Below are 20,996 nucleotides of genomic sequence, written 5' to 3'. Positions count from 1 at the left end.
CTACTCCTCGTCGAGGATCTCGGCCAGCGCTTGGAAGAGCAGCGACGTCGACGCGGCTCCCGGATCGACATGACCGATGCTGCGCTCCCCCAGGTAACTTGCCCTACCCTTGCGGGCGAGCAGAGGTTCAGTGGCATCCCGCCCCGTTCGGGCGGCGGAGTAGGCAGCACGGGCTGCTGAAGAAATATCGGAAGACACGATAAGAGCGGCATCGAACGCGTCGAGCGCGGGAGCAAGAACGTCGAACATGGTCTTGTCCCCCGCCTCAGCCTTGCCGCGGGCAACGACACCATCCAGCCCTGCACGGAGGGCCGCCGCCAGGCCGGACGCGTCCAGAGCCTTGACCGGTCCTGCCGTGGTACCGATCCGCAGGAAAAAGGTGCCGTACAGAGGGCCGCTGGCGCCACCCACCGACGTCACCAGGGTCATTCCCACGCCCTTGAACAGTTCGTCAACGGTGCCAACCGGCGAGGCCTGGATTCTCTCGAGGACCGCACCCATGCCACGGGTCATGTTCGAGCCGTGGTCCGCGTCGCCGATGGCCGAATCCAGTTCGGTGAGGTAAGCGACCTTCTCAGTCACCAAATCGCGAAACCGGGTCAGCCAGCCGGTGAGCTGATCAAGGTCGATCGTGTCATTCGTCATGGTGTTAGATCCCCCAGCGCATTCCGGCGGTGTTTACCGGTGCGTCCCACAGATGAAGCAGGTCTTCGTCAGCCTTGAGGATCGTGACAGAGCAGCCCGCCATGTCCAGCGCCGTAATGTAATTGCCCACGAGAGAGCGGGCGACCGTGATGCCGGCAGCGTCGAGGATCTTCCGGACTTCGGCGTACATGACATAGAGCTCGATCAACGGGGTACCGCCTAGCCCATTCAGCATCACGATCGTCGGGGCCCCGGTGAAGTCCAGGTCGGCGAGGATCGGCTCGACGAGTTGGCGGGCTACCTCGGCGGCCCCGGCCAACGGCACGCGGCGGCGTCCCGGCTCCCCGTGAATGCCCACGCCGATCTCCATCTCGTCTTCGGGGAGCTCGAAAGTTGGTTTCCCGGCCGACGGGACTGTGCAGCTGGTGAGGGCAACTCCCATGGAGCGACCGGACTCATTGACCTGGCGGGCCACCGCGGTGACGGCGGCGAGGTCGCGGCCTTCCTCAGCGGCCGCACCCACGATCTTCTCGAGCAGGACCGTGATGCCCACACCCCGGCGGCCTGCGGTGAACGTTGAATCCTCGACCGCCACGTCGTCGTTAACGACCACAACTGCAACCGTGATCCCGGTCTCCGCCGCCGCGAGTTCCGCGCCCATTTCGAAGTTCATCACGTCACCCGTGTAGTTCTTGACTATGTGCAGCACGCCCGCTCCGCTGTCCACAACCTTTGTCGCCTCGAGCATCTGGTCGGGCGTCGGCGAGGTGAAGACCGCTCCAGCGCAGGCCGCGTCAAGCATGCCCACACCGACAAAACCGCCGTGGAGGGGCTCATGACCGGTACCTCCACCCGAGAGCAGGGCAACTTTGCCTACTCTCGTTGGGGCTGCCCGATAGATGATGCGGTTGACGTGGTCGACGCGAAGTTCCGGGTGCGCGGCCGCCACGCCGATAAGGGAATCGGCCAGAACCGTCTCCGGGGAATTGATCAGTTTCTTCATGTTGAGACCTCCAGGTATACCTTCATGTTTGCTCTCCGTTGAACTTTTCGAGGTGGATCCGCGAGACGCGTTCGCCCGCAACTCAATACAAGCCACAGAATGCAATTCGACAATGTCGAATATCCTCCGGAAGGATGGTGGATGTCAACACGGGTTATGAAGAAGTGTCAATGGCGCAGCATACTGAAGAGATCAACCGGAGGTGCAGATGTGATTCAAGCCATCGATCGTGCGGCGAAAGTGCTCTCATCGTTGCAGGGCGCACGCCACCTCGGCATCACCGAACTCTCCGCCGAACTGGGACTGCCGGTCTCGACCGTGCACGGCATCGTCAAATCGTTGCAGGGTCACGGCCTTGTCGCGCAGGAGCCCGGCGGCAGCCGGTACTTGCTCGGCCCGGCCCTGCTCAAACTCTCGAATGTCTACCTCGACACGCTCGATGTGCGCGCGCGGGCCATGCGCTGGACCGTCGAGCTCGCGCGCAGAACCGGACTGTCCACGCGTTTGGGAGTACAGCTGTTCGACGAGGTCATCGTCATCCATCACAACGAGCGCCCTGACGGCAGCCAGCAGATGCCCGAAACGGGCCTGTCCATCCCTGCTCACGCCTCGGCAATGGGCAAAGTTCTCCTCGCGTATAGCCCGGAGTACACCTCCGAATTGCTGGGGCGAACCCTCCGCAGTCTCACCGGCGCCACGATCACCGACCCGGCCCAGCTCGCCATGCAGTTAACCTCGATTACGGAACACGCCATCGCCACCGAAGAGGACGAGGCGGTGCTGGGTGAGTCGTCGGTCGCGGTGCCCGTGGTGGACACCCGCGGCACTGTCATTGCCGCGGTCGCTGTTGTCGTTCCGACGAGCGAGTGGCCTCCTGAATCCAGCGTGCTGAATAGCTTGCGCGAAACGGCCCGAAACATCTCCCGGGAACTCGGCGCCAGCACCTGGCCGCCGCGGGCACCCCAACCAGCCGTCGTCGCGCATTCAGAGCCGTGAGAGCGACTCGCCGGCCATGGTGTCGACCATGAGTTCGCTGCGTTCCTGCGGCGGCACTGGCGCCAGATCTGGTCCACAAACTCGCTGGAACGGGTGAACAAATCAAACGCCACACCGACGTCGTCGGCGTGTTTCCCAACGCTGCAGCTCTGTTGCGCCTGGCCGGGTTGGTTTTGATCGAGCCGCACGACGAGTGGGGAGCTGGCGAACGACGCTACTTCTCCGAAGTATCCATGCTCGAGCTGGCCACCAGGAACAACCCCATCGAGGTCCTCGACGGGGCAATCAGCACGGATATCGACCCAGCCTGGCGAGTGCACGCCCTCCGGGGCGATGACGGTACCGCCGGAGATCATCATCGGTGCGGCCGGGTCCCGGCGGTTTCCGCCAGGTGAGTTGGAGCTCGCGGTCGGGAGAATTCCGGCCGGGGTGAGGGTGAGCGGGGTCATGACTATTGCTCCAAGGGTTCCGGTAAATCGAAGCAATCATGCCTTGTCTGTTGATGCGGGTCTCTGAGAGGTCAGGAGACATGATCCTCATCATCGTGGGGTATTTGTTGAGGAGAATCGGAATTCTGGTTGGAAACAAAGGTTGATTTGATCAGATGTGTGTAGTGGGGCAGTTCGATCTTGTCAGCCGGTGGTGTAAAAATCTTTTCGCCCAGTGCGCTGAATGCGCGGGTTGCGCCGAGTTTGAGCGCAGCGTTGTAGACCGCCAGGCCGGGTCGGGTTTTGGGGTTTGCTATGCGGGGGGCACCGGGTGGCAGTTGTTGGGCTTGGTGGACGTATGGCCTCATGAGGCGTTCGTAGTTTTGGTTTGCGGTATCGGTGTCGTGGGGATGGGATGCGAGTTCTCCGGCCAGCACGTACGCGCCGACGAGGGCCAGGCTGGTGCCCATGCCGCTGATGGGTGAGGCGCAGTAGGCTGCATCGCCAAGTAGTATCACTTTGCCTTTGGACCAGCTCGGGGCGTGTACTTGTCCGATGTAGTCCAGATACATGTCCTCTGCGCTTTCGAGACCTTCTAGGATGCGGGGGATTTCCCATCCGGCGTCAGCGAAGCGGTTGCGTATTGCCGTCTTCTGTTGTTTGGGGGGCAGGTCTTCGTATCCTTCCGGACCGGAGAGGAACGAGAGGGCGGCTCGGGTGGTGCCCTTGTTGTCGGGGCGCAGAAGAGCGGCCCGGCCTTGAGTTGTGTTGTACCAGTGCGCCCAATCGTCATCGTGGGGGGTGCGGTCAATGGTGAAATATGTCGTGTACAGGCCGAGGTGTCTGATGACTGGCTCGTCTCCGTATACCAGGGCTCGGGTGCGGGAATTGATGCCTTCGGCTATCACCAGGGCGTCGAAGGAGCGGTCAGGCCCGTGTTGGAAGGATACGGTGATTTCGTCGGCGGATTCGGTGACGCCGGTGATGACGTCGCCGAAGATGTACTCGACACCCGTGGAGTTGCTGTCAATGATGATGCGTGCAAGATCTCCGCGCAGGATCTCCAGCTCAGCTGTCGCACCTGCGGTGTCGGAGGTCGAGGCTGGGAACTCGGCGACTGTTTCGCCATTGCTGTTGATGAACCGTGTCCCCTTTTCACCCGTTGTCGCCTCTCTGATGGTCTGTTCTATTCCCATGCGGCGGGCCACTTCGCGTCCGGCGCCGCGAACGTCGATATTGTGCCCGCCCACCCGCAGTTGGGCGGCACGCTCGATGATGGTGACCTCCCACCCGTATCTTGCCAACCAGTAGGCGGCGGCGGGGCCGGCGATGCTGGCTCCGGAGATCAGTACACGCATATTCGGCATGCGGTGGTTCCTTTCAGAGTGGGCGAGGGTTGCCGGTTCATTCGGTGAATCCGGCCCCGGTAGTGAGGTGGTCTCCGCCCCCGCGGTCGGGAGGCGGAGACCACCGCTCAGAGCAGAAGGGCGGGCGAGTTGGGCACCCAGTTCACGCTTTGCCGCTTACGGATTTTTGAGCCTCGGTTGAAACGCTGTCGGCGTGTGCCTTCTCGGTGAGCCGCTTGCTCGGAATGAGCAGGGTGGCGATCACCCCGATGATGAGGAAACCGGCCGCGAGGTAGGAACCAAACGCAATCGCTTGGGTCATCGCTTCCCTCGCCGCATCGGCGACGAAAACTGTTTCCGGGTTCGCTGCCAGCGGCCCAATGGCGGCTCCGGCGCTGTCGGTGACCGCGTTGCTGAGATTGCTCGCCTCCGCCCCGGAGAGGCCGGCCTCGGTTAGCTTGTTCTGCAGGGTGCTCCCCAGGGAGGAGAAGAATACCGTCGTCAAGGCGGCGATACCAAGTGCCGAGCCCAGTTGGCGGAAGGTGCTCTGGATGCCCGAGCTCTGACCGCCATCTCCTTCCGGAACATCTGCCAAGACCACGTTGGTCACCTGGGACGTGGCGAATCCGACGCCGATCCCGTAGAAGAACAGGACCAGGGCGATGAACCACCAATTCGCGTCAGTGACGGCCGCAACAAGGCCGAGGCCGGCAAGTCCCACTACTTCAAGGATGAGACCGATACGCACCAGTGCCAGCGGAGAGACCTTCGCGGAGAGCGGGAAGCTGATGCCGCTGGCAACGAAGCTGCCGATAGCGATAGGGACAAGTGTTGCTCCGGCTTCCAGCGGCGTGTAGTCCAGAGTGAACTGCAACCACAGCGGCAGGACGGCGATGATGCCAAATTCACCCAGGCCAATGATCAGAGTGGCGATGTTGCCGTTGCGGAAGGACGAGATCGAGAATAGCTTCACGTCCATGAGCGGCTGGTGCTTGCTGTTCACACGGCTGATCACCACCTGACGGCACACGAAGACCGTCATCAGCACGACAGAGAGCACGAGCGCCACGAACGCTGGGGAGAGCCCGGCACCCCACGTAGCACCGAACAGTGTGAGTGGCTGTTCGCTCATCACCCATCCATAGACGCGGCCCTCGACGAGGCCAAACGCAAGCAGGCCCAACCCGAGAATGGATAACACGGCGCTCAGGCCATCGACGCTTCCCCGAGAACGCGGGGGTTGTGGGAGGAAGATAACAGCGATCACCAGGATGATGATGACCAATGGGATGTTGATCCCGAACGCCCACCGCCACGACGCGTGCTCGGAGAGCCAGCCTCCCAGCACCGGCCCCAGCGCGGTGGCTGCACCGATGGTGGAACCCCACACGGCAAACGCCTGACCACGGGCCGGGCCAGTGAACATGTGGTTCAGCAACGCCAGTGACGTCGGCAGGATAGCGGCGGCACCGATGCCCTGTAGGAAGCGGGCAAGGATGAGAATCTCGCCATTTGATGCCAATCCGGCGAGAAGGCTGGTGGCACCGAAGATGACAACACCGCCGATGAACACGCTTCGAGCGCCGCGCAGGTCCGCGATTCGTCCGGAGACCAACAGCAGCGCCGCGAAGACGATCGCGTAGGATTCCTGAATCCACTGCGCCTGACTTGAATTGATGCCCAGGTCATCGATCACCGACGGGGTGATCACATTCACGATGGTGGTATCCACCACGATAAGGGCCACACCCAGCGCGACGGCTATCAAACCGATCCACCGCCGCGCTCCTGCAGAAACAGCCATTCCAACCTCCATGTAACTTCACCAAAAAACTATTTAATCATCAAACTACTTTATGATGGTAATGTCAATCGAGCTATGAAACCTAACGAAAGGTGGCCTCATGGGTAACTGCGTCCCGCACGCCGGGTTCCCTCAGCAGAGCGAACGCCTCAATGAGGCGCTGCGCGCCTACGGTGCCACCTACTCGGAGCTCGCACGCCAGTTCGCGGCCAACGAAGGCCTGCATTCCACTGACGCCACTGCCCTGATTGAGATCCTCGCAGCGGAGGAACGCGGCGCGGCGCTGTCCCCGGCAAGACTGAGTGAAAAAATCGGCCTCACCCCCGGAGCCACCTCAACACTCATCAACCGTCTAGAGCTAGCCGGCCACGTACTCCGCAGCCGAGTCCACGCCGATCGGCGCATCGTGACGCTCCACTCCACATCCGGTGTCCAGGCCATCGCCGACGACTTCTTCCAGCCGCTGGGTGATCGGATCGCTGATGTGTTGGCAAAACACTCCACCGAGCTTCTCGGGAAATTCGAGGGAATGCTCGGCGATCTGACTGAAACGATGGAAAGCTACATCACAGCCACCACTGCCGCCCGAATCAACAGCCCACAAGAACCACCCACGCCTCACCCACAACCCACCAAGGATCCCGACCGGTGAGGAAACCGTAGGGGTGGGTCCGGCCTAAATCGCCCCAGACACCCCAAAAACGTCGAAGTGAGTCCCGTTTAGATTGCCCCGGTGGGTCCCACTAAAGCCGCCACAGTCATACTGGATTCGACCACCAATCGCCGCAACTCCAGGAAGGATATGGGCGGTCGCCCGCGGATCGTCATAGACAGCCAGATTGGAAACGCCCGCCGCCTCATAGAAGGCGGGGAGACAGTGGCCCAGGCCTCGCTCGATCAGGTCCGAATCCGTTGTCGCATCAGAGCGGCGTTCGCTTTGTTGTCCCGCATAGGGACACGGTATCTCGAGGCCACCGGACCTAACGGCAATTCTCCCTGGGAGGCCGGCGCGAACATGACAACGGGTGGATCTGGCCTCGGTAAGCTCACCGATCGAGTTTGAGGCAATATACGTGGCCCTCAAAGCCGCCTGAAACCACTAACCCTTTGAGTCAACTGAACTCGGGGCAGTCCCCTACGCACCGGGCTAACCGAGGACGTTAGGTGAAAGTGATTTTGCCGGCGATAACGTCCGCGGCCACGGCATCAACTGAAACCCCCGTGGATTTAGCATGCCTCACGAGACATCGCAGCGCTTGGTCAGGGTTTGCGTTGGTTTGAGCGATGATCACCCCAGTTGCCTGATGCACCTGTGGGTTGTACCAGCTCTCGAATCGCCTGATCTGTTGCGGGTTTTCGATGGTCACGTCGCGCCTAGCTCTCCGCCTCGTTTCGGGTAATGAGGTTCGCCTATATTCTGGGCTGCTCCCCTCGAATGGGTCAAGATGCATATAACGAATCTGTAACGACGGCGATAGCCCTCACTCGACGGCAACCGAACTGGCTGTTGCGGATTAGAAGTGGATTCCTGTTGCGTCGTGGAGCTTGACCCAGTCGTCTCGACGGCCTGCGTCGTCCCGAGTGTTCGCAATTTGCGCCAGAGCGTCTGGGTCGGACAGATCGGCCAGGTCGAGTTCGGTGAGGCCGACGATATCCATGATGGGCCTTTGGAACATCCGGAACCGTCCAAGCGGCGGGGAGTGCAGGCGATTTCGACAGGTTGAACGCCCCGGACTGCGGGGCGGTGTTCGTGTAGGCGAAGGTGTCGGTGTTAGCTTGCCTGGCTGTTGCGGCGACGCCCCGGACCGGGTGTTGGTGCCGGGCGAGATAGCCGCGGTCGAGGTCGTCCCTGGCATAGGTGGCCTTTTCAAGCTGTTTGTCGGCCGGGATAAGCGGGTCTAGATGCCAGTTGTCGCCCTGATCGACATCAACGAACTGATCACCGTTGATGTTGATGCCAGTGGCGATCGCGAGGGCCCGCAGCGGGCCCAGGAGTACGGTGAGTTGTGTGCAGGGCAGTGCACGCATTGAGGCGCAGTCGGTAAATTCCGGCAGCGTCAGAGGAAACTGGAGGAATTCGGTTTGTATCCAGCAGGAGGAAATACTGCACCCTTCATGTCGACGGTAAATCAGCTGCAGTCGGGTCACGTCCCTCGGTGGGGTGTGGTTTCATCGGCAAAAGTGGGGCCGGATTGTGCCGGCGGCGAGTGCTGTGGGCATAGCGACTCAACCGGCATCGGGTGCAGATCGACCGGTCACAAGCTTTGGCCCCTCGCCTGCCGTGAGCCCGTGCATGCCAGCAGCGGAGGTCCTCTGTGTAGCGCGGTGATATCCGATTCTGGCGTTCGAAGCGGCATAGTGTGGTGACGGCATTGTCCGAGGCATCCGATCAGCAGAAGCTGATGCTGAGCATGGCTTCGGGCAGTCAGGCTGCGTTCGGCCTGATTTACGATCAGTTGTGTGTTCCGACGTTTGCGATCTGCAATCACTATCTGAAGTCCCCGGCCGCGGTCGACGAGGCCATGTGTGGCCTGTGGCTATACGTCTGGCAAAACGCGGCGATGTTATCGAGGCGTGACGGCTCGCCTTGGTCAATCATCATTGAAACCGCGGAGCGCCACGCCAAGTATCACGCTCAGGCAGAGCGCCTGGCCCGAGGAACGGCTGTCTCTCTCAACATCTGCGATGACGCCACCTCCAACTGGCTGGGGTACAACATCGCGGCCAGCCCGGACAACCCGCTTTCTTAACCGATGCGGCTCGCCATCACGCCGCCCGCCGCACGTTGCTCGCACGCGCGCCCCGCCACGGGATGAGATGCCCCCTTTGTGGCTCCTACTGGATGACAAGCTATCGGTGTCCGCAGTGGCCCCGCCACTCTCGGTCTGCACCTTCGGCGTCCGATAGAGGATCCCCAAACGGACGCCATTCCCCGGTCAGGCTCGTCACTCGTGCGAAGCGGGTTCATCGCACAGCTCATGTATAGGTGGGGTCGATCCGCTTCGGTTAGGAAAGAGGATTATCCGGGCTGGCGGCGAGGTTGTACACCAGCCACCTGGAGGTTGCACCATCACAGATGTTGAGATCAGCCACATCAACATGGATGTCTTCGCTACTTTGAGGCAGGCGGATCCGCAGTGTTGCCGCTCCGAGCAACGGACAGTCCTGGTAGAGATTTTGGCCAGCGACTTTGAGTGTGACGTAGGCGGCCTGCTTCGGTTTTACGGTGAGCGTCCGAGCCGGGACCGTGGTTCGTTCCACGGCTGGGTCGCCGACAACGTTCCCGTTGGCATCGAGCAGGGCTACATCGGGAAAGCCGGACACTTCGCAGTCAGTGGTGCCGGTGTTGGCTAGCTTCACGTAAGACAGGGCTGTGTTTTGAGGGTGCTCAGGGTCGAACGCTTTACGGGTGGCAGCGAACTCGCAGCCTCCGGCTGTGGTGCCTACCACCGGTGCCGACGTTGCCAGGCTTTCATCGGGCACCGTCGGCGAACAGCCCGCTAGTGCCCCCAGAATGATCATCGCTGTCACGGCGGCCCGTGCGCTGGTGGATCGACAAGGTCGACCGTTCACTTGAATCCCCCCTATCAAGTTGCCTACCAGCACTGTACGGCTGATCAGCCAAAGAAATGAGGGGGAACACCTCGTCTCTCAGACCCTCAGCACACGCCCAGCTTCCCCGGGGCGCCCAAGCCGAGCGGCGTTGGGCTCCGGGCCGGGCTTTACGGTTAGAACAGGCGCGGGTGCGTTTCTTCTACCCCGGCGAGAGCGGCGCTCATCCGCTCAGGGTCCCACCCGTGGGTGAGGATCACGTCTCGAAGATCGCGGGAGCGCTGCGCGCCTTCCTCTCGCGCAAGACCATTGAACTGCCATGCTGACCACCGGTTAGCGTGGCGGTTTTTCTGCGCCCGGTCGAGCATGTTCGTTTTGTTGGTGTCCTCGGATAGGTACGACTCTGCCGCGTCTCTGACGGTGTGCACGCAGATAGGCACGTCGCAGGAGTGCGGCAGCAGCACCGACGACGGAAGCGCTTTTCCGGTGTCGAGCTGGTAGGCGAAACGCTGCGGCCGATAGACCTTCTGGTCGTCGCCGTCCTTCGTCCAGAACCGGCCGTAACCGTCATCAGCGATCGCGCCTGTCCATATCCAACAGTCATCGGCGGCAGGGCCCTTGACGACGTGCGACCCGAACCGCTCTACCTCCGTGGCTTTCATTTTCTCGCTGCGCGCTTGGTTAGGCGGTGGGTGTGGGGACGGTCGCGAGCTGGTGAATTCGGCCCTTGGATAGTCCTAGAATTTTGCCGGCTTCTTCGAGTGTGTATCCGTCTGCAAGGAGATTGGCAATCACGGTGCGGCGCATCTGCGCCGCTTCCGCTTCGTCCTCGCCGGCCACAGTCTTAGCTTGGGCGCTCTCCCAGGTGGAGCGGTAGGCCTCGGGGAGCGCGTAGGTTACGCGGACTGCGATCGTGGCGGGATTCACGTCAAGCCAGAGCGCGGCCGCGTCGGTGGCCGTGGCCTCTACGTCGTAGATGTTGCGCGTAGAAGTCACGGTGTCTAGGTCATCATCCTGGAAGGAGATTTCCCACCAGTTGCCCTTGTGGGATGCGGTTGCTTCTATCGTGCGGGGCGTCGTCATGGTCGTGCTTCCTTTTCTTATTTCACTTCATCGAACCAACGCACGACGGCGTTAGCTGCGTGAGCCTTGGCGACCAGGTCGGCCGTTGTTGCAGCGGATGCCGCCGCCAGGTCGAGCAGCCCCGTGGCTTGCCCGTCGGCGCCGACTGCGGGAAGTCCGGGGGTGCCGTGGTCGTCCTCGCCGTTGTAGTGCGTGCCGTCTACCGCTGCGCCGTGCCACCCTGCCAAATGTGCATAGACCTGGGCTAGCGACTCCTGGGCGGCTTGGAGACTGCCCAGCAGCTCGTAAGAATCTGAGGGGCGCGGAACTGTGCGCGTCGAGTGCGCCAGGGTCTTGGCCGCTTCGGCCAGCTCGTCCGCAATTTCTGTCTGTCGGCCTTCTTCGTTTACTGACATTGGGTCTCCTGGTCGTTGGTCTAGTGGGTGAGCTGGTGCACGCGCTGATACGAAACGCCCAACACCACGCCAATGTCGCGGATGGTGTAACCGTCCGCCTCTAGGCGGCGCGCGACGCCGCGGCGCAGCTCGGACGCGCGCTGTTCGCGCTCCTGCGCTTCCTCGCGCAGCGCGCTAGCCTCCTGCACTTCCCGGTCGATTTCCGGGCTGATCGACACGCGCACCAGAACCTCTATCGAGTCCGCCGAAACATCTTCAACAAACGCGATTGCTTCCCGCTGCGCTTCGGCCGCCTGGTCGAGCCTGGTTACCTGCGAGATCGCGCCGGGCACCTGGTCGTTTTGCACGACCCACCAGCGGCCCTCCTTGTGTGCCTGTGATGTGTACGTCACCGCCACCACCCCTTCCCTAGTTCCTTCTCGAACTGCTTGTAAAACGCGCGGGCGGTTCCTTCCGCAACTTCGGAATGTCGCCCGATGGTGCTTCGCGTTTCTCCAACCACGATGCCGGTGTGGTTAGTCAGCTCGACCTCTCGATAGTCAAGGCCGCGAGCTTTGGCCGCATCCCTGATTTTTTTGAGTACCGCGCGTTTGTTCATGACTCTAGTCTAGCGACCTTGACTAAACAAGTCAAGGTTACTAGACAGATTCTCTTGGTCAATGTCCAAGACCTCGACGGGCGTAGCTTCGGCGGGTCGGCAGTGGCTGTCCCCCTCCTCGTCGGTGGCGGCGTGCGCCTCGATCCAGTAGTCGGCGGCGGCGGTTGCGCCCACTGCGCGGAGCAAGTTTGACAGGGCCTCGACCTCGCCACAGGTTAACCGCGGCCCCAGGTCGCGGGCTAGGTCGGCTTCCTCGAAAACGTCAACAAATACAACGACGGGAACTGAGTCGATGGTGATTGTGGGCATGTCTGGTTCTCCTGGTCTATCGGACGGGTGTGGTGACGGTGCAGAGGTTTACGCGGTGGAGGATTGCTTGGGCAACCTGCTTGGGGCTGTAGAGGTAGTCGAGGTAACGGCCCGCGACGTACAGCCCATCGGGCAACGTTGCGCTGTCGATCGGCTCGCCCTCGGGGGTAAACAGAACTAGGTCCCGGTGGTCGCTCTCGGTCCTAATGAGGTGCTGCGCTGCGCGGTATCCGGCGGCGGTGTATTCGCGGTGGCTGAGGATTCCGTCACAGCAGTAGCGCACCTCACGGGGCATCTCTTCACCCTCGCCCGCGATCAGCGCTGTTCCGCTGTCGTCGTAGCTGTCGGTCATCCCGTTGAAGCTGCGGCCCTGAAACTGGCTGGTGACTTCCTTTACTTCAAGCTCGGTGGGTCCGTCACTGTAGCTCACGTTCATCCACGCGGCCGCGGTGCCGGTGCTCATCCGAACACTGAACTTCACTCCGGGAAACGCGTTCTTCAATGCGGCGCGAACCAACTTGGCAGTGTCCTTGGTGGTGATGTATTCGATCATGTTCTCTATCTCCCTCAACGTTTCTTTGCCTTTTCGGCGGTCTTCCGCCCTCACGGGAGTGCTGTCGGGGTCAAGCCACAAGGAGCGGTTGGCAGGCCAAAGTTTTTGGAGGAGCGCAGCGGGGGAGAAAAGTTTTGCCGAAACTGCGACGACGGCTTGACGCCGGCAGCGCGAAGTGAACAATCCCCCAGACGAAAAAGCAAAAAGGCCACCGTGCGCCGGCCTGCATACCGGGGCACCGAGACCGCCGCATTTCCCCGTCTCGAGAACGGGTCTCGGCAGGTTGGCTATGCTGCCGGCATGGAACCGGACTCCTTGGGCGCTCCCCCGAACTGCGAGCGGTGCCTAGTGCCGATGGTGGCCACCGGGTCACCGGCAAGCGCGTTCTGGCGGTGTCCCTCGTGTGACCTGGTGCGCCTGGTCTAGCTCCCGATCGGCCCATCTGGTGGGCGGATAATGGGGGATGAACTGGGACCTGGCACACCGCCCACGGGACGCGGCTGAGTCAACGCCGGCCACTGTCGAAGCGCCTGACAGTTGGGCTGCAGTCGAGCAACTGCGAGCTGCGATCCCCGCGGATCACCTGGTGCCGTACGTCAGGCCCGCTAAGTAGTCGAGGGCGCCGGCCACCGTTGGAGGGCTTGGAGAGCGACAGGGCCACTCCCCAAGCTTGCTACGGGAGGAGCAAGTCCAGAACGGTCAGGGCCTGGTCCCAGCTCAGGACGCCGGAGATCACGCACAGGAGCAAGGTTGCGCCCAACACTCCCCCGCCTGCAATCTTCATCCCGGAGGGTGAGAACTGCATGCTTGCGCTGAATGCGGGAGATGTGGGCAGCAGTTCGGGTGCTACGGTCATGGTGTTTCTTCTTTCTGGTTTGCCTCTTGGGGAGGTTTATCGGACACAGGCCCCTCACGGGGTCTCTGTGCTTTAAACGGTCGTGCTACTAGGTACTATCGGCACTTCCTTTCTGGACATGCGCGGCAGGGGGCCTGTCGCCGTCGGCGGTCCTGCCAGTACGTCTATGCGGTTCCCCGGGCCGGGGCTGGAGTCCGTTGGGACATTGTGCCTTGAATCGAACACACATTCGAATGGAATTGCGGCATGGGAGCGAACAAGAGATACCCGAGTGGCCCGCAACCGGCACCCCCCGTGCAGGCCGACACCCTGAAACAGGTTGAGCCCGAGTACGAGGAGTTCACCGCTCGGCCGTTCAGCCTCACCGCGGAGGAGCTGGGCCGACTGCCGGCAATTGTGGTCACCGAGCCCATTCTCGTTCTGGCGTGGGTGCGATCCCCCGCAATGTCTGCGCACGTCCAGGGCCGCGCCCTGGCGTGGACCCAACGCGCCGTCTACGTCGAGTGGGAACACCGCGGGCTGCACCGCGCGTGGGTGTGGGCTTCGGCCGTCGAACGCGGCGGGTTGGCCGTCTAGGTCCAGTAAAATTGTGACGCGCATCGCCTTCCCCCCTCCCACTCTGCGCTTGTAGTTAGATTCTGAATCTGGACTTTCCCTGAAAGCTTACCGTGAGTTTGCTGGGTACTTTCGGGTTGGGAGATTCCACCCTGTCTCTTCGCCTGAATAGGGCGCCAGTAGAGCGGCCCCCACTCACACCATCGGCAGACGTGATCGTGACCGATGAGGGATGCTGGCACGGTTTCCCTATGCGCGCTCCTTGGAGCCAGCAGCCCGCGACGTGTTCGCGGTCCGGTTTAGGGTGTGAGCCATGGCACTGGGATACGCATTTGTCGATGAGCGTGGGGCGCGATACGGCGAGGACAACCCGGCACCGCCCGATCGCACGTTCGTCTACGGTCCGGCCACGGGCCCTTTCGCTGGACAACGCCTGGTTGTGCACGCCTCATCTTGGGACGGCACACTAAGCAACACCTGGCTTGGGGAAGGGCGGGACCGCTGCATGGCAACCTCTGAGGTTGCGAAGCTTTTGGAGATGGACGTAGTGCCCGGCAGCTCTCAATTCGGTGACCGGTAGGGGATCGGTCAACGTACGTTTACTGACCCGACGACGGAGCCGACCGACGTGCCGGCCGCAAGGCAAGCAGCCCTGGATTTCTATTTCAGGCGAGGGCGCTCGAGCGGTCGTCTTAATCGTTCCGCCTGGAACGAGAGCCCATGATGTACGACACCATCAGCGATGTCGTGCAGCTTGGAGCTGCTGGTGCGCGCGTAGGTGCGGAGCAAGGAGAAGGCTTCATCGATGGGCACCCCGTGGCGCTGCGCCAAAACACCCTTAGCTTGCTCGATGAGTATCCTGCTCTTCAGCGCTTGCTGTAATTGTCCGTTCACTGTGCCTTGATTGTGGATGATTTGGTACTGGACGAGGCTGATCGTTGCCACTTGAGCCAAGGCCAACGCCAAGGCTGCGTCTTGGTCGCTGAACGGTTCGCGGGCGGAACTAAAAAGGTCAAAGCTCCCGAAAGTGTGACCGCGCAGGCGCAAGGGGAAAGAATGCGCCGCATCGAATCCCCGCGACAAGGCAATCGCAACAAACTGAGGCCACCGTCCGGCCTCTTCAGAGAGATCAGAAACCTCTACAGGTTCCCCGGAAGCGAAGCAGTCCAGACATGGGCCTTCATTGTAACCAAGCTGGGCCTCTTCGACCTCGCTCGTACGCTCGTTCGAAGACGCCACAATGTGAAGAACGCCACCGCTGTCGGCCAGAAGAATTCCGGCGTCTGTCGCCGCGGTGAATTCGGTGCTGGCCTGGACGAGGATGTCCATGGTGTCAACGACGTCGTGGCCCGCGCTTAGTGAGTCGGCGAGGAGCACAAAAACGTCTGCAAGATCAACTTCGCGTTGTGAGGAGACCATGCACCCAGAGATTAGAGCGCGATCACACCGGCCGCAAAGGGGTTGCACACCGTCATGCTTGTCCGATAGGGGATGGGCCAGCGAGATTTTGCAGCTCGACGCTTACTTTTTGACGGTCGCGCCTCGTGCCGCGGAAATTAAGCGGGGCCCCAGCCGATTGCTGGAGCCCCGCACTTACTCAGCCCACAAACAGCCGAATCAGGTTAGCGAGGGTGACAGCGATAGAAATCGCCATCCTTACCCACCTTCCTGCTTCGCTCTTTGTGACCCCGTGGCAGGCACAAGTGCATGTCATAGGATTCACCGTCCTTCGATAACTCCGGCGAATACGAAGGATGGTCGAGGCGGGTGCGGGTGGCATACGCGCGGGCTCTGATGAGCTTGCACACGTACTCACTTCCGCGTACAGTTCCAGTTGAAACCACTGGGATCTGTAGAATCCCGCGCTCTTCCATCTGGGAGGCAAGAACAAGCTCAGTACCGCTGTAACGGGACTGGGCTTTTTTCTTGCCACAAGGAAGGAGACCCGGAGTGTCTCTATCCTCAGCTCTTGGGCGGCAGTGAGTGAGTTCCGCTGGGTTCCGCGAGTTCTCGCGCCCAGTTTCGACCATCACTCTCCTACCGACTTTTCGTCGCCACTATTAGTGGCGGGGACCGTAAATAAGACGGCATCAGTGGGCCGAGTGGAGGCCGCTTTGCGGGAAGCCGTAGACCACCCGCCTTGAAGCTCGTAGCTCCGCATCTCGGCGTAACCCACAGGTGAAGTCGGCTCGATTCTCCATTGGATCGTGTGAGACAGGATGCCCTTCTTGGTCAGTTCAGCGAAGCCCCTCTTGGCGGTGCTCTGCGAAATCCCGTACCACTTCGGCACACGTTCAAAGGGCAAAGTGAACGTTGATTTCATCGACAGAGCTATGAGCAGCATGACCTTGGCGGGGAACGTCATGGTCATGTAGTGCCCCTCCAACCAGTACGCGTGAGGGATGGAGAACCATGTGCCGTGCACCTTGTCTGACGTGGGACGGACATACTCGGAGCCGTGTCCGGACTCATCCAGGAGGATGTAGGACATTTGTCGCCCTTCCCGTTCTCGGCGGATGAGGCCCTGGTCGACCAAGCGACGGACGACCTTGGACCAGGATGATTGGGCGGCTTCTAGCCCGTCATCCGTGCCCCCTCCCGTTCCCTGGTCCAGGCCGAGTGCGCGGACCCAGGTCTGAGATGGGTAAGTGGCTTTGTATGGCGCCCTGCTGGACGCGATCGCGTGGATGAACAGGAAAGCGTCTAGGTGGACTGCGCTCCTCGTCTTGACAATTTTCGCCAACATCGAACCTCGCTCCCCCGAGGCGTTAGCGTCCTTTGCCAAGCGCTGCACAAACGCACTCCGGATCGGCACAGCCGTCCGGGTGGTGCGCGCGAGCATTGTCTTAACGTATTCCTCCCGAGCAGGCGCGCCCAGAGGCGCAGAACCCTGGAAGGGGTTCAGCGTCGTGCTGGCTGCTGTCTGCGGGATGCTCATCAGCCCATCATGGCCCATAATCACCGCGCTGGTTACCAGCACGGTTTAGAACTCTTACCACTTGAGACACCCCTCTGCGAGGAGATGCTATCCATTTGATATCTGCATGTTAGCGAATGCGAGTGCAAAAGCCCGTCGCCGACATCTCCTAGTCGGAACTCCGGGTGTGAGGGCTTCCCGACCTGGTTACCAGCACAACCGGCAGCCGTTCAGGTTTTCACGGCAGCCAGCGCCGAACTTCCGCGAGGGCCTGGTTTCTCCATGTGCCGGGGGGTGGCCATAACCTGCAGCTATGACCTTTACCGCAGTCTTTATAGCCTCGCTGAGCTTGATAGTCAGCGGACTTTCTCTGGGATGGCAAATAGCAATTTGGTTGATGAACGGTGCACGTGTTCGGGTGACCCTCAAAAGCGGAGTGCTCGGGCGCGGCAGCGCTGTAACCGCCAATGTCGAAAAGAACGGCCGACTTCGTGACATGGGGTCGATGCGCAGCCAAGGGTGGGCGGGCCCCGATGTCCTAGCGGTCGAGGTGACGAATGTGGGGCGACAACGGACAAAAGTTGTGCGTTACGGGTTCCACCAGGCCAAGGGGCTACCCAGCGTTGGCTACAACGATCCGGGAGCGTTTAACACAGCACTGCCCGTATGGATCGAACCCGGCGAATCCACGACGTGGTACGCGGAGCTGCAGGACGCCGTAGCGCTTGTGCGCGTGACAAAAGCAAAAAGGCGGACCTCTGTTGGCCGCGTGCGTATGTATGTCGAGCTTGGGACGGGAAAGACTCTTGTCACCCGCAACGCAGCTCGACTCTCGTAGTCGTGACCGTGCAAGCGTTGCCCCATCGGCTGCCCGATAGGGGATCCTTCTCCGGACGCGGCGTACATTGAAGCGCGGTTCCAATGGTCAGAAGAGGGGGCAGCGTAGAACTAGTTGAAGATCCGTCCAGTTTCATGAGTGGCAATGATGGTGGCAATGGTGGCTATCAGATGTCTCCCCCACCGAGTCGGAGGAGTACACCTTCAAAGGTCGCCGTCGGACCCGACACTACTTTTTTCCTTTTTCGGTACGTGCATTACGGGAGAATGACGACAAAAAGGAAAAGGCGTTGTGCCGCGCAATGCGCTGTCACCTGCGACTGCAGTTGTTGCTGAGCATTGAACGGGTGCCTCCCCTGACCAGGTCCGACAATGCTCATCGGCTACGCCCGCGTCTCCACGGACGCGCAGGACCTCACAGTGCAACGCAACGCCCTCACGGGCCTGGGAGTCGCGCCAGAGCGCGTGTACGTCGATCAGGGCCGCTCAGGCGCCAACCGTGACCGTGTCCGGGCCTGGCGCGCGCCCTCGCTGCGTGCAGGTCGGGTGACACCCTGGTAGTGACCAAGCTCGATCGGCTCGCCCGGTCGGTGCCGAATGCGCGCGACATATCGGCCGAGCTGGCAGAGGCCAGCGTGCGGCCACTGAACTTAACGAGCGGCCCCGCAAAACTCTCAACCGCGGCACCCCAGCCGATCTGCTCGGCGAGCTAGTCTCGAAGAAGGAAAAGCCCCTGTTGCTTCCACCGTTTGAAACCGCCGCTGCCAGGCTCTGCACAGACGGACTCGTACCTTTAGACCCAACGCCCGAGGCCGCCGCCCCGGCAGTCGTACACCGCAGGTACATACATCAACTGACATCACGACAATCCGAGGAAAATCATGAAGAAACTTTGTGCACTCTGCTCCGGAATTGCCGTCATATTCTTCTTGACTGGCTGCGCTGGCCAGGAGAGCGGAGAGGCAGCGTCTTCAACCCCGTCGCCCACTAGTACCGGTTACCCTTCGGCTTCCCCTTCGCCCGTAGCGCCTGATCCTGGGAAGTCCGAGCCCAGCGGCGAAGCCTCGGTCCCCGCAAACGATCCGGATGTGACGCCGATGCCCGTCGGAGTCGCTGAGTGCGACGGAGACAACCTGGGTATTTCTATCGCCGCGCAGCCGATGGCCAGCGGAGCCGGTTCGTTCTTCTCCGAGATTACGTTTACTAACACCAGCGGCGACGCCTGTTTGGTTGAGGGAGCGCCTTCCATCTTCAACCTCGCGGACAGCGCTACGGGGGCGGTCGTTGGGAAGCGCGCGGCGGACAGCGGCATGCCGGAGGTGGTGCAACTCGCTCCTGGGGCGTCTGCTTACAGCACCATCCATTTCAGCAATGCCGGAGCGTACGACTGTGCCACCGCCGTCGCCGATGTGGCCAAAGTGAGTCCACCCAACTGGGATTCGTCGCGGACTATAACGCTGGAAAGTCCCGTCACCGTGTGCAACACACCCGCTACATACAATGTGTCGTGGATCAGCGCGACCAGTCTCTTCTGATCTAAAAGCGCCACGTGTCGGTCACATACTTGTCAGAGCGGAACCAACGAGACAAGACTTCAGCTAGGCGGGCTGAGCCGGTGGAGGGCACTGGGTGTATCAAAACCCTAGAGATATAGGAGGTCTCAAAGCCGTGATGTGGGCTTCTTCTGAAATCGCCTGGATCTAGCGACGGGCCGAGTCTTATAACTAGGTCGCACAACCTCCGGAGTGGTTTTCGGCATTCATCGTTGGTTATGCGACACCTTGTCGTCGCTCACATGTCGATTGCGGCTGCTTAGCTGTGGGCATGGACGCTGCGATATTCTCTCCTACTGGGTACGACGACAATTTCCTCGACTTGCCGCTGCAGCTTCCCACACCGTCCGCGGGAACCATCACTCGCGAACTGCCCTACACACACTTCACCATCCTTCTGGATCCCGTCCGGCGCCTTGCTATCGCCACCGGTGTCAACATCAACGGCGACCAACTCATCGACGTCGACCGCGGTGATGACTGGCACCTCGACCCCCGCATCCCCAACAATGAACAGACTGGGGAGGCCGTCTACGCGAAGAACGACCTGGACCGCGGGCACCTCGTGCGGCGTCGAGACCCGGTCTGGGGCGACGCCGCAACCGCCCAGCAGGCCAACGCTGATACCTTCGCCTACACCAATGCCGCCCCGCAAGCCGGGGCGTTCAACCAATCGAAAGAGCTTTGGCTCGGCCTCGAAGATCACGTCCTCACCTACGCACACACCAACAAGAACCGCATCAGCGTCTTCACCGCACCCGTGCTCTTCGAAGAAGATCCGGTGTATCGCGGTGTCAGGATCCCTCAACTTTTCTGGAAGGTCGCGGCGTGGACGACAACGGTTGATGCTGCCACTGTTCTTCAAACCGCTGGGTTCGTCTTGGATCAAAGGCCGCAGCTGGCCGATCTTGATCTCGACGCTCTTCGCGCCCAAGCGCTCATCGCTGGCACTCCTCCCCCACTTGGCCCGTACCGCACATATCAAGTGCCCATTATGGATATCGCCGGCCTGACCGGCCTTGACCTGATGACCTTCGCCGACGCTGACGTTTTGGCGCCGGTCTTAGCCGTGCGGAATGACACTGGTGACCGTGGGCTCTGGGTCGAGCTCTCGGACGAGTCAGGAATCCACCTTTAGGGGACCTGGTGTGGCGGCGCATTACGCTCGCCCCTACCGACTCGAGCAGAGGGCAAAGAGGATCGGAAAGTTCCCGAACCGGAACTGGGCAGCTACTCTTTCGGAATGAGAGACACCTGGACACTCTTTACCCTCGTCTACGTCCAGAGCGGGTGGCAACGGTTTCTTCCGAGTTCCTCCATCGCGGTTCTGTCGTACCTTGCGACGGAGGGGGCCGCGTCGCCCACTGAAATAGACGAAGAACTAAGAGGCAACGTCGACACGGCTGAAGGTCTCACCTCGGATGTCTGGGAACCTCCGCTGGAATTCACGGACGAAGAACTTCGCCGGCTCGATGAAAACTCCGAGGGCATCCCCCTCGTCAGTGACGGACCCCGCCGTAGCGCTGAGGTCGTCAACGCCCAGGCCCAAGCGACTCGGATAGAAGA

General features: G+C 61.2%; 26 protein-coding genes and 3 pseudogenes. 11 read left to right on the top strand and 18 right to left on the bottom strand.

Annotated elements, in window-relative coordinates:
• Together dhaL and dhaK are read right to left on the bottom strand one after the other, a co-directional pair.
• The gene (dhaL, locus tag C3B61_RS14835) at positions 1-645 is read right to left on the bottom strand and encodes a dihydroxyacetone kinase subunit DhaL (protein WP_103461371.1); all 645 of its coding nucleotides are present in this window, start codon (positions 643-645) and stop codon (positions 1-3) included.
• Between the two features lie 4 nt (positions 646-649).
• Positions 650-1,648, bottom strand: a complete 999-nt coding sequence (gene dhaK, locus C3B61_RS14830) for a dihydroxyacetone kinase subunit DhaK (RefSeq protein ID WP_103461370.1) — start codon at positions 1,646-1,648, stop codon at positions 650-652.
• Positions 1,649-1,747: 99 nt separating this feature from the next.
• Here dhaK and C3B61_RS14825 point away from each other — a divergent pair, with 99 nt between their 5' ends.
• Both C3B61_RS14825 and C3B61_RS14820 read left to right on the top strand, forming a co-directional pair.
• Positions 1,748-2,644, top strand: coding sequence for an IclR family transcriptional regulator (locus tag C3B61_RS14825; protein ID WP_241983595.1), 897 nt, complete (start codon positions 1,748-1,750; stop codon positions 2,642-2,644).
• Between the two features lie 33 nt (positions 2,645-2,677).
• Positions 2,678-2,904: pseudogene (locus C3B61_RS14820) on the top strand (transposase); the annotation flags it as partial.
• Positions 2,905-3,164: 260 nt separating this feature from the next.
• Here C3B61_RS14820 and C3B61_RS14815 read toward each other — a convergent pair.
• Entirely contained in the window at positions 3,165-4,439 is a 1,275-nt protein-coding gene (locus C3B61_RS14815; protein ID WP_103461369.1) for an FAD-dependent monooxygenase, read from the bottom strand.
• 142 nt (positions 4,440-4,581) lie between these two features.
• Complete coding sequence (locus C3B61_RS14810) at positions 4,582-6,222, bottom strand: MFS transporter (RefSeq protein WP_103461368.1); 1,641 nt, start codon at positions 6,220-6,222, stop codon at positions 4,582-4,584.
• A gap of 100 nt (positions 6,223-6,322) precedes the next feature.
• On the opposite strand from C3B61_RS14810, the gene C3B61_RS14805 reads away from it, so the two are divergent.
• Entirely contained in the window at positions 6,323-6,874 is a 552-nt protein-coding gene (locus C3B61_RS14805; RefSeq protein WP_103461367.1) for a MarR family winged helix-turn-helix transcriptional regulator, read from the top strand.
• Positions 6,875-7,382: 508 nt separating this feature from the next.
• On the opposite strand, the gene C3B61_RS14800 is transcribed toward C3B61_RS14805, so the two are convergent.
• The 3 genes and pseudogenes from C3B61_RS14800 to C3B61_RS20290 all read right to left on the bottom strand — a co-directional run.
• Positions 7,383-7,589, bottom strand: a complete 207-nt coding sequence (locus C3B61_RS14800) for an ANTAR domain-containing protein (protein WP_165791186.1) — start codon at positions 7,587-7,589, stop codon at positions 7,383-7,385.
• A gap of 147 nt (positions 7,590-7,736) precedes the next feature.
• Positions 7,737-7,880 (bottom strand): hypothetical protein, encoded by a 144-nt coding sequence (locus C3B61_RS20085; RefSeq protein WP_244285950.1) that lies wholly within the window; start codon positions 7,878-7,880, stop codon positions 7,737-7,739.
• Positions 7,881-8,001: 121 nt separating this feature from the next.
• Positions 8,002-8,172: pseudogene (locus C3B61_RS20290) on the bottom strand (DNA/RNA non-specific endonuclease); the annotation flags it as partial.
• On the opposite strand from C3B61_RS20290, the gene C3B61_RS20180 reads away from it, so the two are divergent.
• The gene (locus C3B61_RS20180) at positions 8,125-8,253 is read left to right on the top strand and encodes a hypothetical protein (RefSeq protein WP_279628311.1); all 129 of its coding nucleotides are present in this window, start codon (positions 8,125-8,127) and stop codon (positions 8,251-8,253) included. The pseudogene C3B61_RS20290 and the gene C3B61_RS20180 sit on opposite strands and share 48 nt — an antisense overlap.
• Before the next feature lie 329 nt (positions 8,254-8,582).
• Positions 8,583-8,972, top strand: a complete 390-nt coding sequence (locus tag C3B61_RS14790; protein WP_103461365.1) for a sigma-70 family RNA polymerase sigma factor — start codon at positions 8,583-8,585, stop codon at positions 8,970-8,972.
• Positions 8,973-9,228: 256 nt separating this feature from the next.
• Here the strand turns inward: C3B61_RS14790 and C3B61_RS14785 are convergent, their stop codons facing one another.
• From C3B61_RS14785 to C3B61_RS14745, 9 genes are all read right to left on the bottom strand, one after another.
• A complete protein-coding gene (locus tag C3B61_RS14785) occupies positions 9,229-9,744 on the bottom strand; it encodes a DUF4232 domain-containing protein (protein WP_103461364.1) in 516 nt (171 codons plus the stop codon).
• Positions 9,745-9,950: 206 nt separating this feature from the next.
• The gene (locus C3B61_RS14780) at positions 9,951-10,436 is read right to left on the bottom strand and encodes a hypothetical protein (RefSeq protein WP_103461363.1); all 486 of its coding nucleotides are present in this window, start codon (positions 10,434-10,436) and stop codon (positions 9,951-9,953) included.
• A 19-nt stretch (positions 10,437-10,455) separates the two neighbouring features.
• Positions 10,456-10,857: an RNA polymerase sigma factor sigma-70 region 4 domain-containing protein gene (locus C3B61_RS14775; RefSeq protein ID WP_103461362.1), complete on the bottom strand. Its 402-nt coding sequence runs from the start codon at positions 10,855-10,857 to the stop codon at positions 10,456-10,458.
• 17 nt (positions 10,858-10,874) lie between these two features.
• Complete coding sequence (locus C3B61_RS14770; protein WP_103461361.1) at positions 10,875-11,252, bottom strand: hypothetical protein; 378 nt, start codon at positions 11,250-11,252, stop codon at positions 10,875-10,877.
• 20 nt (positions 11,253-11,272) lie between these two features.
• The gene (locus tag C3B61_RS14765; RefSeq protein ID WP_133160313.1) at positions 11,273-11,650 is read right to left on the bottom strand and encodes a hypothetical protein; all 378 of its coding nucleotides are present in this window, start codon (positions 11,648-11,650) and stop codon (positions 11,273-11,275) included.
• Entirely contained in the window at positions 11,641-11,850 is a 210-nt protein-coding gene (locus C3B61_RS14760) for a ribonuclease PH (RefSeq protein ID WP_088458246.1), read from the bottom strand. Before C3B61_RS14760 ends, C3B61_RS14765 begins: the two co-directional genes overlap by 10 nt.
• Before the next feature lie 9 nt (positions 11,851-11,859).
• On the bottom strand, positions 11,860-12,159 hold the full coding sequence (locus tag C3B61_RS14755; protein ID WP_208858831.1) for a hypothetical protein: 300 nt from the start codon (positions 12,157-12,159) through the stop codon (positions 11,860-11,862).
• Positions 12,160-12,175: 16 nt separating this feature from the next.
• The gene (locus tag C3B61_RS14750) at positions 12,176-12,712 is read right to left on the bottom strand and encodes an LPD29 domain-containing protein (RefSeq protein ID WP_088458247.1); all 537 of its coding nucleotides are present in this window, start codon (positions 12,710-12,712) and stop codon (positions 12,176-12,178) included.
• A 673-nt stretch (positions 12,713-13,385) separates the two neighbouring features.
• Positions 13,386-13,568 carry a hypothetical protein gene (locus C3B61_RS14745; RefSeq protein WP_103461360.1) on the bottom strand — a complete coding sequence of 61 codons (183 nt, stop codon included), beginning with the start codon at positions 13,566-13,568 and terminating at the stop codon, positions 13,386-13,388.
• 246 nt (positions 13,569-13,814) lie between these two features.
• Here C3B61_RS14745 and C3B61_RS14740 point away from each other — a divergent pair, with 246 nt between their 5' ends.
• Positions 13,815-14,144: a hypothetical protein gene (locus C3B61_RS14740; protein WP_133160312.1), complete on the top strand. Its 330-nt coding sequence runs from the start codon at positions 13,815-13,817 to the stop codon at positions 14,142-14,144.
• Between the two features lie 639 nt (positions 14,145-14,783).
• On the opposite strand, the gene C3B61_RS14735 is transcribed toward C3B61_RS14740, so the two are convergent.
• Positions 14,784-15,542 carry a GAF and ANTAR domain-containing protein gene (locus C3B61_RS14735; RefSeq protein WP_103461358.1) on the bottom strand — a complete coding sequence of 253 codons (759 nt, stop codon included), beginning with the start codon at positions 15,540-15,542 and terminating at the stop codon, positions 14,784-14,786.
• Between the two features lie 610 nt (positions 15,543-16,152).
• Entirely contained in the window at positions 16,153-17,103 is a 951-nt protein-coding gene (locus tag C3B61_RS14730) for a hypothetical protein (RefSeq protein ID WP_088458250.1), read from the bottom strand.
• A 250-nt stretch (positions 17,104-17,353) separates the two neighbouring features.
• Between C3B61_RS14730 and C3B61_RS19505 the strand changes: the two genes are divergently transcribed.
• From C3B61_RS19505 to C3B61_RS19910, 5 genes and pseudogenes are all read left to right on the top strand, one after another.
• Entirely contained in the window at positions 17,354-17,878 is a 525-nt protein-coding gene (locus tag C3B61_RS19505; RefSeq protein WP_133160311.1) for a hypothetical protein, read from the top strand.
• A 371-nt stretch (positions 17,879-18,249) separates the two neighbouring features.
• Positions 18,250-18,518, top strand: a pseudogene (locus C3B61_RS14725) (recombinase family protein); the annotation flags it as partial.
• Between the two features lie 456 nt (positions 18,519-18,974).
• Positions 18,975-19,412 carry a DUF4232 domain-containing protein gene (locus C3B61_RS14720; RefSeq protein ID WP_240632543.1) on the top strand — a complete coding sequence of 146 codons (438 nt, stop codon included), beginning with the start codon at positions 18,975-18,977 and terminating at the stop codon, positions 19,410-19,412.
• Positions 19,413-19,701: 289 nt separating this feature from the next.
• Positions 19,702-20,568: a DNA/RNA non-specific endonuclease gene (locus tag C3B61_RS14715; RefSeq protein WP_103461357.1), complete on the top strand. Its 867-nt coding sequence runs from the start codon at positions 19,702-19,704 to the stop codon at positions 20,566-20,568.
• Between the two features lie 105 nt (positions 20,569-20,673).
• Positions 20,674-20,996 (top strand): hypothetical protein (locus C3B61_RS19910; RefSeq protein WP_208858830.1); only part of this gene is annotated, 323 nt, incomplete at its 3' end.

Origin of the sequence: Cryobacterium zongtaii, assembly GCF_002909375.1 — a bacterium.
Lineage (GTDB): Bacteria > Actinomycetota > Actinomycetes > Actinomycetales > Microbacteriaceae > Cryobacterium > Cryobacterium zongtaii.
Note: the sequence above shows the minus strand (reverse complement) of the source record. Positions and strands in the feature narration are given on the sequence as shown.